Below are 13038 nucleotides of genomic sequence, written 5' to 3' on the forward strand. Positions count from 1 at the left end.
CGGACTCGAAGATGCTGCGTCTCGGCTGGGATCTGCGACGGCCGGTTCTGGCCGGAAGCAGCCCTTGCTGCCGTGGCTTTCGCGGCCGCCGCTGGGCCTCAGCGCCCAGGCCGTCTCGGACCGGATCATTCCGCTGACGCTCGACCCGATGATGCGCCATGCACTGGACACGCTGGCCAGGAAGCCATTGGATGAGGCCACGCGTCCCACCGGATGAGGATCGTTGGCGCGCCTATTGGGAACCACGCCGCCAGCCGAGCCGGCCCTGGCGCCCGCGGCAGGCGGACCACATGATCGTGTCAGGCTCGCTCACCAGCAAGATGGAGCCGGCAATCCGCAAGGCCTACGGCCAGATGGCAGAGCCCCGTTATTTACTGTCCATGGGCTCCTGCGCGAACGCCGGTGGGTACTACCACTACTCCTAGTCGGTCGTCCGCGGCTGCGACCGGATCATTCCGGTGGACGTCTACGTGCCCGGCTGCCCGCCCACGCGCGAGGCGCTACTCGATGGCGTGCTCCAGCTCCAGCAGAAGATAAAGCGCGCGACGGTCTTCGAGCCCGGCGCTTTGCTCCCGCCAGAACAAATGCTTGCCAGCAGCGCCGGCCAGGGACCGTGTTGGGCAGGATGGCGAGCCTTCGTCCTTCCTTGCGAGGTGCCACGCACACCTTCTTTGTCAGGCATCGTCCTGCAAGCTCCCGCGTCCCTGGTCGCCTACAAGAAGGAAAGCCGAGCTCCGGCTATGACCGTCTGGGGCGGATTCCCGCGCCGGACACGGGCCGAACTACATGGGAGATGGCATGGCGTACTTATCACCCGGCGTCCAGACCTCCGCCAAGCGAGCTGTGCGCGAGGCCGCACCGTGGGTCGAGCGCCTCGCCCGGGCGGGATTCGCGGCGAAAGGCCTTGTGTATCTGATCATCGGAGCGCTCGCACTCCAGGCGGCGCTAGGCACAGGCGGTGAAACGACGGATTCCTCGGGGGCCCTGCGCTCGGTCCTGCAGCAGCCGTACGGCTGGGTCCTGCTGGCCTTGATTGCGATCGGGCTCGCGGGCTATGCGATGTGGCGGTTCGTGGAAGGCGGCATGGACCCGCAAGGCCTGGGGGCGCACGGCAACGCGCTCGTCAAGAGGGCCGGCTATGCGATCAGCGGCGTTATCCACGCAGCACTCGCGCTGGAAGCCGTGCGCCTGGCCTTCGGCTTCATTAGCGGCGGCAGCGGCGACTCCGGGGCGCAGGACTGGACGGCGCGGGTGCTGGCGCAACCGCTGGGCCGCTGGATCATCGCGGCCGTGGGACTGGCGATTATCGGGTTCGGACTTGTCGAACTGTTTCGGGCGTACCGCACCGACCTGCCCAAGCGCCTGGACCTCGGGCGGCTCAGCCCCTTGGCGAAGGTGTGGGTCGTGCGCTTCGGTCGCATGGGAATGGCCGCCCGAGGCATCGTCTTCGGCGTCGTCGGCATCTTCCTGGTCCGGGCCGCGCTGAGCTATGACCCAAGCGAGGCCCGCGGCATCGGCGGCGCACTGGCCAGCCTGCACGGGCAGCCCTACGGCCCCTGGCTGCTAGGGCTGGTCGCCATCGGCCTCATTGCCTACGGGCTCTTCGAGGGCGTGCAGGCGCGATACCGTCGAATCGATGTGGCGTGATCGCGGGCGGCGCCCAGCTCTGGTTTTGGCTGGGATGTCAGCGTGCCTGACACGATCAATCATGAGGTCCGCCGGTCGTCGCCCTGCTCGTGGGCCTGTCGGGCCGCTTCGAGGTGCGGCTTGCCCAAGTCGCATGAGCGTGACGGACGCGACCCTGCGAGGTGCGTTCGCCGATTCGTTGCACTTCAGTCGGACGTACCGCCCAACCCTCGGCATGTTGCCATCCAGTGTCTCGATGTTCTCTGGAGTTGCGCACCGCGCGGCTGGATGCAGACGACCATGCTGCATCTCCCTTGCATTGATGGTCTGCTCGACGCAGATCCAATGTCCAGGCATCCAACTCCGGTTCGACTACCCGCCTCCAGCGCGCACTGCGCGCCCTCATTGAGAAAGGATCTTCCATGAGCAGAAAATCTACGTGGGCAACCTGTTCTACTCCGTGACCGACTCCATTCTGGAAAGCAACTGCTCCGAGTTCGGCAGCGTTTCTTCCGCGAAGGTCATGATGGATCGTGAAAGCGGCCGCTCCAAGGGGTCCGGTTTTGTCGACCTGGCCTCTGCGGAAGTCGCGCAGGCTGCCATCAAGGCGCTGGACGGCATGTCGGTTGATGGACGCTCGATCACCGTGAACCTGGCCCGTCCTCGTGAAGAAGGCCGCGGCACGGGTGGGTATGGTGCAGACGGATTCAGCGCAGCCCAGCGAGCGGACGTTGGCTATGGCAACGGCGGGTACGGCGGTGGTCGTTACTGACGCCAGTCGCTTCAGCAAGAAACCGGCTCAGCCGGCTTTGCACGTCGGGCGAGCTGAAAGGCGTTTGCAAGCGGTGAATCTTCCGCTCGCGCGAGCGGGGCGATCAGCATGGCGACGGAAAGTCCAGTAGCGGGCGCGACGGTTCATGCGGTGCAGGATTCTCGGTAAACGCTCATGTTTGATCTTGGCGCTTCGGCGAGAACGAGCCGCGTGGTACAGGCCCGCGGCCCGCAAGCGAAGATGGCTGCTTCTGGCCGAAAGCGGACATGTTTGGTACGTGAAGTTCGGAGTACGTGGCGCAAGACCTCCGTACTCTCAGAGTCAGAAGTGCTTGATGCCTACCGATCTGTAGACATCCTCGTCATTGACGAGATTGGGGCCCAATACGGCACGGACGGCGAGCAAACAGTTTTGTTCGACGTGCCGCACGTAGCAATGAGCTCGCGTGCTTCGAATTTGGTTTTGAGTGCGTTGAGCCTCGCCCAAGCGTACTGGAACCCGCAAAGGTCCGCCTTGTCGCTTGCCTCGATACCCCACTAAGTACCCCCATAAGGTGCTGGATCGCAGTGGACGATCCTGGACCTCAGAAGACAAAAAACCTTGATTTCTCAAGGCTTTCTGCTGCTTTGGGGGACTTCGTTGGACCCGTGTGGACGGGTCCTTGGCGGAGCAGGAGGGATTCGAACCCTCGATACGGTGAAACCGTATACCGGATTTCGAGTCCGGCGCATTCGACCACTCTGCCACCGCTCCTGTCGTGATGGTTTCGCTGTGGTGCGAAGCCGGCGATTGTAGCCGATGCAACAGCCCATTCCGGGCGGTTTACGGGCCCGCGACGCGGGTCTAGGATGCCGCGTTCCGGGGGTCATCGTCTCCCGATGAGGAAGGTCGCGCCATGCAGATCGAGGCTTACCTTTTCTTTGGCGGCACCTGCGAGGAGGCGCTGGAGTTCTACCGGCGCAGCCTGGGCGGAGAGATCACCGGGCTGATGCGCTACGAGGGCTCGCCGATGGACAACGCGCAGCTGCCTGCGCAGTGGAAGCAGAAGGTGATGCACGCCACGTTCGAATGCGCGGGCGCACGCTTCATGGCCAGCGACGCCATGCCGGGTGAGCCGCCGCCGCAGCAAAGCGGGTTTGCGATGTCGCTCTATGTGCCCGGCAGCGCCGATGAGGCACGCGCCAAGTTCAATGCCTTGAGTGAAGGCGGCAAGGTGACGATGCCGTTCGCGCCGCCGTTCTGGGGCGGCCACTTCGGAATGGTCACGGACCGTTTCGGGGTGCCCTGGATGGTGAGCTCGGAACACTGAGCGCCTGCCGCACGCAAGCGAGACAACGGACCGCGCGCCCCGCCGCGCCCTGCTCAGGGGGCGAGCGTCTCCAGCCCGCCCATGTACGGCCGCAGCGCCTGCGGCACCGTGACCGAGCCGTCGGCGTTCTGGTAGTTCTCCAGCACGGCCACCAGGGTGCGGCCGACGGCGAGGCCCGAGCCGTTGAGCGTGTGGACCAGCTCGTTCTTGCCTTGTGCGGTCTTGAAGCGCGCCTGCAACCGGCGGGCCTGGAAGGCCTCGCAGTTGGAGACCGAGCTGATCTCGCGGTAGGTGTCCTGGGCCGGCAGCCACACCTCCAGGTCGTAGGTCTTGGCGGCGCCGAAGCCCATGTCGCCGGTGCACAGCAGCATGACGCGGTAGGGCAGCCCCAGCTGCTGCAGGACGGCCTCGGCGTGGCCGGTCATCTCCTCCAGCGCGTCGTAGCTGCGCTCGGGGTGCACGATCTGCACCATCTCGACCTTGTCGAACTGATGCTGGCGGATCATGCCGCGCGTGTCGCGGCCGGCGCTGCCGGCTTCGGAGCGGAAGCAGGGCGTGTGCGCCGTGAGCTTGAGCGGCAGGTCCGATTCGGCGAGCACCTCGTCGCGCACGAAGTTGGTGAGAGTGACCTCGCTGGTGGGGATCAGGTAGAGCGCTGCATCGTCGTTGCCCGCCTCGCCTTCCTGGCCACCCTTGCGCGCGGCGAAGAGGTCGGCCTCGAACTTGGGCAGCTGGCCCGTACCCCGCAGCGATTCGGCGTTGACGATGTAGGGCGTGTAGCACTCGGTGTAGCCGTGCGTGCGCGTCTGCACGTCGAGCATGAACTGCGCGAGCGCCCGGTGCAGCCGCGCCAGTGCCCCTTTCATGACCGTGAAGCGCGACCCCGCAAGCTTCACGCCGATGTCGAAATCCAGGCCCAGCCGTTCGCCGAGATCGACGTGGTCGCGCACGGGAAAGTCGAAGACGCGGGGTTCGCCCCAGCGGCGCACGAGCTGGTTGCCCGTTTCGTCGGCACCCTGGGGCACGCTCGCATGCGGCAGGTTGGGCACGGCCAGCAGCAGCGCCTGCAGCTCGGGCTGCAGCTGCTCCAGGCGAGCGGCCGACTGGTCCAGCTCCTGCTTGATGCCTGCGACCTGCTGCATCACCTCCTCGGCGGATTCGCCCTTCGCCTTGCGCTGGCCGATCAGCTTGGACAGCTGGTTGCGCTGCGCCTGCAGCTCCTCGGTGCGGGTCTGCAGCGTCTTGCGCTCGGCCTCCAGGCGCCGGAAGGCGTCCACGTCGAGGTAGGGTTGCGCTTGCTTGCGCGTTTCGAGGCCGCGGACCACCGCGTCGAGGTCCTTGCGGAGCAGGCTGATGTCGAGCATCGGGCGATTTTATGGCCCGCCCCACGCCGCAGCTTTGCAACTGCCGCGTAGTCCCGGGACCACAGCGCACGCCGAACCCGACCGGCACCCTGCGCGCTCCCGCGTGCCTAGTCTGAAAGCCTGTATCCACCGCTTTCGAAAGGAGCCACACATGAACAAAGACCAAGCCAAGGGCAGCATGAAGGAAGTCGCCGGCAAGGCCCAGAAGGAGATGGGCGACGCGCTCGACAGCCCCAAGCACGAAGGCAAGGGCATGGCACGCGAAGCCGAGGGCAAGGTGCAGAAGAACTACGGTGAGGCGAAGGAAGGCGTGAACGACGCCATGCGTGACGAGAAGGAGCGCACCGACCGCACAGACCGCAAGTGAGTGCACCGCGCGGGGCCGGGCGCGTCGCCAGCAGCGCCGTCCCGCCTTGCGTTCGATTGCGCGTGAGGCCTGCCGCCAAAGGGGCCGTCAGCCCCGAAGGCGTGCCAGGACCTCGCGCACGATCTCCCCCAACTGCCCGGCCAGCGTGCCGGGCAGTGCCACGTCTGGCGGCGACTGGCGGGCCTTGTCCCACAGCCCGGCGAGCAGCTGGCTGCGCCCCTCCACCACGGCCACCACCTCGCTGCGCCAGGCTCCGGGCACGTCGGTCGCCTGCGGGTCCCGGTCGCGCAGCGCCACGCCGAGGTAGTTGAGCACCGCCATCTCGCACAGCGCCTGCAGCATTTCGTCGCTCAGTTGCACCTGGCTGCCGGCGCCCGGCGCGCCGCGGTTCTTCAGCGCCGCGCCCAGGAAGCCCGCGCCTCCGCCAATGAGCGCTCCCAGCGCCGCGGCCGCGCCCAGCGTGAGCCCGCCCGTCATGAGGTCGATGCCCGCGCCGGCTGCCGCGCCGCTGGCAGCGCCCGCCATGCCGGCCTGCGGTGCATCGACGGACTGGCGCAGCACGAAGCGGTCGGCCGGGTGCTGCGCCTCCTCCTGGTGGACCGCCATGGGCGGCAGGCCGTACAGGTAGCGCACCTCTGCCCATGCCTGCGCCTGCGCGGTGGCCAGTCGCTCCATCAGCTTGTGCATGGCGTCTTCGCGTGCGTGCTGGCTGGCCTCCCGCTCGCCGGCGCTCACCAGCCTGCGCAAGGACAAGGGACCGCTCGCAATGTCCTGCACATCGCGCGCAGCCTGCAGCAGCGGCTCTGCCACCAGCCGCATCGACTGCTGCATGCGCTCCTCGTGCCGGGTCTGCCAGGTGGCCAGCAGGCGGTGCACGCCGGGCGCCTTGTGCTGCGGCAGGTGGCGCCGCAAGGCGTCGTGCAGGTCGGGCTCCCAGGCCCAGCACGCGGCGTCGGCACGCAGCGCAAGCAGCTCGAAGGGCAAACGCTCGAGGTCGGCGGCCTCCCGCAGCGCGTCCTCCTGGTCCTCGTCGCCGGCGTGCAGCAGCAGCACCGGCCGCGACAGCGCGCGCACCCGGGGCAGCAGCTCGCGCAGGGCCTCCGGCGTGTGCAGTGCCAGCACCCACAGGTCGGCCTCCATGCGCTGCGGCGCCGTGGCCGCGGGTGTCTCGCGCGGCTCCCACCAGGTGCGCAGGCGCCCGAGCCAGCGTGCCGGCTGTGCCGCAAGCGCCGGCAGCCCGGTGGGGGCGCGTGCCGCAGTGCCGGTTCCGCCTTCCGCCTGCGTCTGCGCGGACGGGCCGGGAACATCGAGATCGGGCAGCGGCAGCTGCTCGAAACCGCTCCCGGAGTCGATATCGTCGTCCTGCGCGTCCTGCGGCACGCTCACCGGCACCAGCTCCCACACGCTCAGCTCGTCGCCTTCGTCGGTGCGCAGCGGCGTCACGCGGCTGCCGGCATCCAGCGGCTCGGCCGAGGCTTCGGACCAAAGCCGCGCCATGATCGCGTGGGCGCGCGGGCCGCTGGCGGCCCAGGCCACCACCACGCGTGCGGGGCTCACCCGTGCCAGCAGCTCTGCGTAGTAGCTGTCCGCAAGGTCCACCCGCAGCGTGCGTGCCATCCAACGTCGCCGCACCGCCGCCCACACCGCCAGAAGCGTGCGCGGCACGAACACCACCAACGCCAGCAGGCCGAGGTAGAGCGTGATCCATTCGCGCGCTTCGGCCTGCCCGACGGCTGCGCCGGAGCGAAAGTGCATGCGTTCGAGCTCGGCGATGGTGAAGCCATCGACCGGCAGCAGCGCCACCACCGGCGCGAACAGGAAGCTCAGGAGTGCGTGCACCTGCGACAGGTCGAGCAGCGTGCTCTCCCAGCCGACGCGGTATTCGCGCACCAGTCCGCCAAGCACGATCGACAGGCCTACGCCGACGGCCCAGGCCGCCGCCGAGGCATGCAGGATCTGCGCGATGCGCCAGCCCTCCAGCGGGCCGGCGACGTCCCACCAGTGCTGCCGAAAGCGCGCCGCCACCGCGCCGCGCACGTTGCTTCGCGCGCGCGGCGCAGCGGTGCGGTGCCCTAGCCAGTCGCGCAGCGCCGAGGCGAGCCCGCCGGGGCCGCCCGCGGGCCGGTGGCGCCGCACCAGGGGCGCAATGAGCAGCCCGAGGTAGACCAGCAGGTTCCACAGCAGGAAGCCCAGCAGCGGCGGCGACAACATGTTCACCTGCCCCGGGTTGTCGATGCGCTCGAGCAGCGCACCCAGCGCCAGTGCCAGCAGCGGCAGCCCCCAGCCGAGGTGGCGCTCCCAGGGCTCGGAGCGCTGCAGCGCGGCGGTGCGCGGGTCGCGGTTGTTGACGATCTCCAGGATGCGCCGGGCGCGCTCATCGAGGTAGCGGCCGGCGTCGGGCGCGTGCGGACTGTGCGGCCCGGCGACAGCATGCAGGGCCGCCCGCCCGGCCTGCTCACGCTCGACGGGGCTGATCAGCTTGCCGGTGGTGTCGGCCTCCTCCACGGCCCGCGCCAGCAGCAGGCGCCGGGCGCGGCGGCCTTCCAGGGGGAGCACGGGGTCGGAGGCCTGCACCAGCGATTCAGGCCTGCGTGGGCGGGTTCAACTTCAAGCCCTTGGGCAGCGGAAACTTCACGGTTTCCTGGATGCCCTCCATGCGGCGCACCGACACGGCGCCGAGCGCACGGATGCGCGCGATGACGTCCTGCACCAGCACCTCGGGCGCCGACGCGCCCGCCGTGAGCCCCACGCGCGACTTGCCCTCCAGCCACTGCGGCTGCAGCTCGCCCGCGTTATCGACCATGTGCGCCGGCACGCCCAGCTTGCGCGCGACCTCGGCGAGCCGGTTGCTGTTGGAGCTGGTGGGGCTGCCCACCACCACCACCACATCGACCTCGCGCGAGAGCAGCTTCACCGCGTCCTGGCGGTTCTGCGTGGCATAGCAGATGTCCTGCTGCTTGGGCTGGCGCACCTGCGGGAAGCGCGCCTTGATGGCGGCCATGATGTGCGCTGCGTCATCGACGCTGAGCGTGGTCTGGGTGACCACGGCCAGCTTTTCCGTCTGGGCCGGCTGCACGCGGGCGACGTCGTTCACGTCCTCCACCAGGTGAATGCCGGCGTCGAGCTGGCCCATGGTGCCCTCCACCTCTGGATGCCCTTTGTGTCCGATCATGAGGAATTCATAGCCCTCGCGCGCGAGCTTGGCGACCTCGACGTGCACCTTGGTCACCAGCGGGCAGGTGGCGTCGAACACCTCGAAGCCGCGTTCGTGCGCCTCCCGCTCCACCGCCTTGCTCACCCCGTGCGCCGAGAACACCAGCGTCGCGCCGGGCGGCACGTCGGCGAGCTCCTCGATGAAGACGGCGCCCTTTGCCTTGAGATCGTTCACGACGAAGGTGTTGTGCACGATCTCGTGGCGCACGTACACCGGCGCGCCGAACTTGGCGAGCGCCGCTTCGACGATGTCGATGGCGCGATCGACGCCGGCACAGAAGCCGCGCGGCTCGGCCAGCAGGATCTCGGAAGGAGGAGCGTGCATCGCCATCAGAGCACCCCGATCACGCGCACTTCGAAGGTGACGGGCTGCCCCGCCAGCGGATGGTTGAAGTCGAACAGCACGGCGTCGCCCGAAGCGCCCGCGCCGCCCTGCCCCACCTGGCGCACCGCACCGGCATAGCTGCCCAGCCCGTCCGGCGTGGGGAACTGCACCACATCGCCGACGCGGTATTCCTCGTCCGGATCGCCCATCTGGTTGAGCAGGCTGCGCGCGACCCACTGCACCATCTCGGGATTGCGCTCGCCGAAGGCCTCGCCGGGCGGAATCTCGAAGGTGGCGTGGGCGCCCTCCTCCATGCCGATGAGGCGCTGCTCCACGGCGGGCGAGAGCTCGCCCGAGCCCAGCGTGAGCGTGGCCGGCTTGCCGCTGAAGGTGTTGATGATGTCTCCGGCCGGTCCGGCCAGCCGATAGTGCAGCGTGAGAAACGAACCCGCGGCGACGCGGGAGGCGATAGAGGCCATGGATGTCCCGATAAACTGGCTGCCATTGTAGAAACCCGGCCTCGCCGGCAGGGCCTCGAGCGGTAATGGCCCGGCTTGCGCCATGCGATCCATGCCCCTGAAGCAACTACCGCTCGATGCCCGCCCCCGCGAAAAACTGCTCGCACACGGCGCGGCCGCCCTCTCCGACACCGAACTGCTGGCTTTGCTGCTGCGCACCGGCCTGCCCGGCAAGGGCGTCTTCGCGCTGGCTCAGGAGCTCATCGACACCTTCGGCGGCCTCTCGGGCCTGCTGCACGCGGGCGCCGTCGAGCTCAAGCGCATCAAGGGCCTGGGTGGCTCGGCCAAGCGCAGCCAGGTGGTGGCCGTGCTCGAGCTCGCGCGGCGGGCCATGGCCCAGCAGCTGCGCGAGCGCGAGGTGTACGACTCACCCGACGCGGTCAAGCACTACCTGCAGCTGCACCTGGCGGCCCGTCCCCATGAAGTGTTCGCCGTGCTGTTCCTCGATGCACGCAACCGCCTGATCGCCATGGAAGAGCTGTTTCGCGGCACGCTGACCGAGGCCAGCGTGTACCCGCGCGAGGTGGTGCTGCGCGCGCTGGCGCTGCAGGCCTGCAGCGTGGTGCTGGCGCACAACCACCCCAGCGGATCGGTGCTGCCCTCGGGGGCCGACCAGCAGCTCACGCGCTCGCTGGCGGCCGCGCTGGCGCTGGTGGATGTGCGGGTGGTCGATCATGTGATCGTCGCGCCCGGCCAGGCGTTGTCGATGGCGCAGCGGGGCTTGATGTAGCCCGCGCCGCTGCCGCTAGGCCGCGAACCCGGGATCGATGTCCCAGGCCCAGCGCAGCATCGCGTTCCACAGCAGCGTGTTCTGGTCGCCCTGGCGCGCCGTGCGCTCGTACTGCTCGCCCGCGCGCTCGGCGATCTCGCGCGCCGGCTGCACCAGCGTGGCGCCGCTGGCCTGCGCCGCCACCTGCACCTCGCAGGCGCGCTGCAGCATGTAGTGCTCCGCGAAGGCGTCGCCGATGCTCGGGCCGCACACCAGCAGGCCGTGGTTGCGCAGGATCATCACGTTGCGCGTACCCAGGTGCTCCGCCAGGCGCTGGCATTCGGTCCGGTCGAGCGTGATGCCCTCGAAGTCGTGGTAGGCCACCCGGCCGGCGTAGAACATCGAGTTGAAGCTCAGCGCGAGCAGGCCCTCGCGCTGGCAGGAGACCACCTGGCCCGCCGTGGTGTGGGTGTGCATGACGCAGTGCGCGTCCTCGCGCGCTGCGTGCACCGCGCCGTGCACGATGAAGCCCGCGGGGTTCACCGGCCACGGGCTGGGCTCGACCTTGTTGCCCTCCAGATCGATCTTTACCAGCCGGCTGGCCGTGATCTCCCGGTACATGAGCCCGAACGGGTTGATCAGGTAATGCTCCGAATCGGGCACCCGCACGGTGAGGTGGTTGTAGATCAGCTCGTGCCAGCCCAGCTGGGCGAACAGGCGGTAGGCGGCCGCCAGTTCGCAGCGCAGCTGCCATTCGGCCGCAGCGCAGCCGGCGGGGCGGCGGCGCTCGAACTCGGCCCGCATATCCTGCGTCGGCTCGCGGGGCGCATCCATCACGCGGCCGGCGAAAAGCCGATGGCCTTGGCGACACCGGCCCAGAAAGCCGACTCGGTCTTCTGCAGCGCCGCCATTTCGGCGGGCGTGGTGGGCATCGGCTCCATGTAGAGCCTGGCCAGGCTGTCGACGACGTCCTGAGAGCCGAGCGCGGAGCGCACGCTGGCGTTGGCCTGCGACACCACGGCCTGCGGGGTGCGGGCCGGAACGTAGTAGCCGAACCAGCCGATCACCTGCACGTCCTTGTAGCCCTGCTCGGCGAAGGTCGGCACCTCGGGCGTGAACTTGCCGCGCTTGGGGCCGCTCGTGCCGAGCAGGCGGACCTTGCCGCCCTGCACCTGCGCCATGAACTCGCCGGTCGGCCCGATCACCGCCGGAAGCTGCCCGCCCACCATGTCCAGAATCGCAGGCTGCGAGCCGCGGAAGGCGACGTGGCGCACGTCCGCGCTGCCGGCACGCGCGAGGGCCGCGCCCATGAAGTGCGCGGCCGATCCGTTGCCGGCCGAGCCGAAGTTGGCCTGCTGCGGATTCGCCTTGGCCCAGGCCAGGAACTCGGGGACGGTCTTCACCGACGCCGGCACCATGGGCCCCACGGCCAGCGCGTAGTCGAAGCTCACCGCACCGGACACCGGCGCCAGGTCGGCCACCGGGTCGTAGGGCAGCTTGCTGAAGGTGTGCGGATGCAGCGCCAGCGGAGAGGCCGGCGTGAGCAGGATGCTGGTGCCGTCGGCCGCGCCGGTGGCGACGTTCTGCACCGCGATCTGGCCGCCCGCGCCGGTCTTGTTCTCGACGATCACGTTGCGCGCATACCCGGGCGACATCTTGTCGGCCACGCGGCGCGCGACCAGGTCGATGGTGCCGCCCGGTGCGAAGCCGATGACGACGCGGGCCGTCTCGCGTTCCTGCGCCCAGGCCATCGGGCCGAAGCCCGCCAGCGCCAGGCCGGCGGCAGTGCTGTTGAGGAAATGGCGGCGGTTGAGTGTCATGTGATGTCTCCAGGTGGCGCTGTCCGAAGGCGCTGTTGTCAGGACGGGAAAGAGGCGGTCAGAGGTCGAGCGTCAACCGCGGCGACTTCGCCCGCGAGACGCAGATCAGCATGGTGCGCAGGCCCTCGCGCTGGGCGGGGGAGTAGACGTAGTCGCGGTGGTCGGGCTCGCCCTCGCACACGGTGGTCTCGCAGGTGCCGCACAGGCCCTCGCGGCACGAGAAGGGGAGCTCGTGGCCGTGGTCCTTCAGCACCTCCAGGACGCTGCGCTCGGGGGGAACGTGCAGGCTGGTGCCGCTGCGCTTCAGATCGATCCAGAAGCCATCGCCGCCGTGAGCGTCCGCCGGCGCGGCCGGCGCGGAGAACCACTCGAAGTGCAGCGTCTCTGGCGGCAGGTGGGCGCCGGCCTCCTGCACCGCCGTCATCAGCGGGCCGGGGCCACAGCAGTACACCTGCGTGCCCGGCTCCACCTCCTGCATCAGCGCCCGCACGTCCAGCGGACGCTCGTGCTCGTCGTCGCAGTGCCAGCGCACCTTGCGGCCGAAGGCGCGCAGCTCTTCGTAGAAGGCCAGGCGCACCCGGCTGCGCGCTGCGTACACCATCCGCCACGCGCGCCCGCGCGCCTCGCACCAGCGCACCATGGACAGCAGCGGCGTGATGCCGATGCCGCCGGCGATGAACAGGAACGACTGCGCGTCCGGGTCCAGCGGAAAGTTGTTGGCCGGGCCGGTGGCCGTGAGCTCGGCGCCCACGCGCAGGCTGGCATGCACCCACTGCGAGCCGCCACGGCTCTCGCCGGCCAGGCCCACGCCGAGCACGTAGCGGTGCTGCTCGCGCCAGTCGTTGACCAGCGAATACTGGCGCGCCAGGCCGGCGGGCAGTTGCAGCGTGAGGTGCGCACCCGGCTCGAACGGCGGCAGCGGCGCGCCGTCGGTCGCCGCCAGCTCCACGCGCATCACGTCGCGCGCCTCCGCCGCCAGAGCCGCGACGCGCAGCTTCAGCGGCTGGGTCATCGC

General features: G+C 69.3%; 13 protein-coding genes, 1 tRNA gene and 1 pseudogene. 7 read left to right on the forward strand and 8 right to left on the reverse strand.

The annotated features are described in order from the left end of the window. The 4 genes and pseudogenes from WG922_RS00005 to WG922_RS00020 all read left to right on the forward strand — a co-directional run. Positions 1-217 (forward strand): hypothetical protein (locus tag WG922_RS00005; RefSeq protein ID WP_340279730.1); only part of this gene is annotated, 217 nt, incomplete at its 5' end. Beyond that, positions 159-542 (forward strand): annotated as a pseudogene (gene nuoB / locus WG922_RS00010) (NADH-quinone oxidoreductase subunit NuoB); the annotation flags it as partial. The gene WG922_RS00005 and the pseudogene nuoB, both read left to right, overlap by 59 nt. A 301-nt stretch (positions 543-843) precedes the next feature. Next, positions 844-1647: a DUF1206 domain-containing protein gene (locus tag WG922_RS00015; protein WP_340279731.1), complete on the forward strand. Its 804-nt coding sequence runs from the start codon at positions 844-846 to the stop codon at positions 1645-1647. Positions 1648-2065: 418 nt separating this feature from the next. Further along, positions 2066-2398 (forward strand): RNA recognition motif domain-containing protein, encoded by a 333-nt coding sequence (locus WG922_RS00020; protein WP_340279733.1) that lies wholly within the window; start codon positions 2066-2068, stop codon positions 2396-2398. A gap of 662 nt (positions 2399-3060) precedes the next feature. Here the strand turns inward: WG922_RS00020 and WG922_RS00025 are convergent. Next, positions 3061-3151: transfer RNA gene (locus WG922_RS00025), tRNA-Ser, on the reverse strand. A 142-nt stretch (positions 3152-3293) separates the two neighbouring features. Between WG922_RS00025 and WG922_RS00030 the strand changes: the two genes are divergently transcribed. Beyond that, entirely contained in the window at positions 3294-3707 is a 414-nt protein-coding gene (locus WG922_RS00030; RefSeq protein ID WP_340279734.1) for a VOC family protein, read from the forward strand. 53 nt (positions 3708-3760) lie between these two features. Here WG922_RS00030 and serS read toward each other — a convergent pair whose 3' ends face one another. After that, positions 3761-5071 carry a serine--tRNA ligase gene (serS, locus tag WG922_RS00035; RefSeq protein ID WP_340279735.1) on the reverse strand — a complete coding sequence of 437 codons (1311 nt, stop codon included), beginning with the start codon at positions 5069-5071 and terminating at the stop codon, positions 3761-3763. A gap of 151 nt (positions 5072-5222) precedes the next feature. Here serS and WG922_RS00040 point away from each other — a divergent pair, with 151 nt between their 5' ends. Beyond that, positions 5223-5438 (forward strand): CsbD family protein, encoded by a 216-nt coding sequence (locus tag WG922_RS00040; RefSeq protein WP_340279737.1) that lies wholly within the window; start codon positions 5223-5225, stop codon positions 5436-5438. Between the two features lie 87 nt (positions 5439-5525). On the opposite strand, the gene WG922_RS00045 is transcribed toward WG922_RS00040, so the two are convergent. The 3 genes from WG922_RS00045 to WG922_RS00055 are packed head-to-tail and all read right to left on the reverse strand — an operon-like array spanning position 5526 to position 9455. Further along, positions 5526-7994: a DUF3482 domain-containing protein gene (locus WG922_RS00045; protein WP_340279739.1), complete on the reverse strand. Its 2469-nt coding sequence runs from the start codon at positions 7992-7994 to the stop codon at positions 5526-5528. 25 nt (positions 7995-8019) lie between these two features. Continuing rightward, positions 8020-8976, reverse strand: a complete 957-nt coding sequence (gene ispH / locus WG922_RS00050; protein WP_340280460.1) for a 4-hydroxy-3-methylbut-2-enyl diphosphate reductase — start codon at positions 8974-8976, stop codon at positions 8020-8022. Positions 8977-8981: 5 nt separating this feature from the next. Further along, positions 8982-9455 carry an FKBP-type peptidyl-prolyl cis-trans isomerase gene (locus WG922_RS00055; protein ID WP_340279741.1) on the reverse strand — a complete coding sequence of 158 codons (474 nt, stop codon included), beginning with the start codon at positions 9453-9455 and terminating at the stop codon, positions 8982-8984. Positions 9456-9546: 91 nt separating this feature from the next. On the opposite strand from WG922_RS00055, the gene radC reads away from it, so the two are divergent. Further along, positions 9547-10224, forward strand: a complete 678-nt coding sequence (gene radC / locus WG922_RS00060; protein WP_340279743.1) for a RadC family protein — start codon at positions 9547-9549, stop codon at positions 10222-10224. A gap of 15 nt (positions 10225-10239) precedes the next feature. Here the strand turns inward: radC and WG922_RS00065 are convergent, their stop codons facing one another. The 3 genes from WG922_RS00065 to WG922_RS00075 are packed head-to-tail and all read right to left on the reverse strand — an operon-like array spanning position 10240 to position 13035. Beyond that, complete coding sequence (locus WG922_RS00065; protein WP_340279744.1) at positions 10240-11037, reverse strand: class II aldolase/adducin family protein; 798 nt, start codon at positions 11035-11037, stop codon at positions 10240-10242. Next, on the reverse strand, positions 11037-12023 hold the full coding sequence (locus tag WG922_RS00070; RefSeq protein WP_340279745.1) for a Bug family tripartite tricarboxylate transporter substrate binding protein: 987 nt from the start codon (positions 12021-12023) through the stop codon (positions 11037-11039). Before WG922_RS00070 ends, WG922_RS00065 begins: the two co-directional genes overlap by 1 nt. A 58-nt stretch (positions 12024-12081) precedes the next feature. Then, the gene (locus WG922_RS00075) at positions 12082-13035 is read right to left on the reverse strand and encodes a PDR/VanB family oxidoreductase (RefSeq protein WP_340279746.1); all 954 of its coding nucleotides are present in this window, start codon (positions 13033-13035) and stop codon (positions 12082-12084) included. Positions 13036-13038 lie beyond the last annotated feature (3 nt).

Origin of the sequence: Ramlibacter sp. AN1015, from assembly GCF_037726105.1 — a bacterium.
Lineage (GTDB): Bacteria > Pseudomonadota > Gammaproteobacteria > Burkholderiales > Burkholderiaceae_C > Ramlibacter.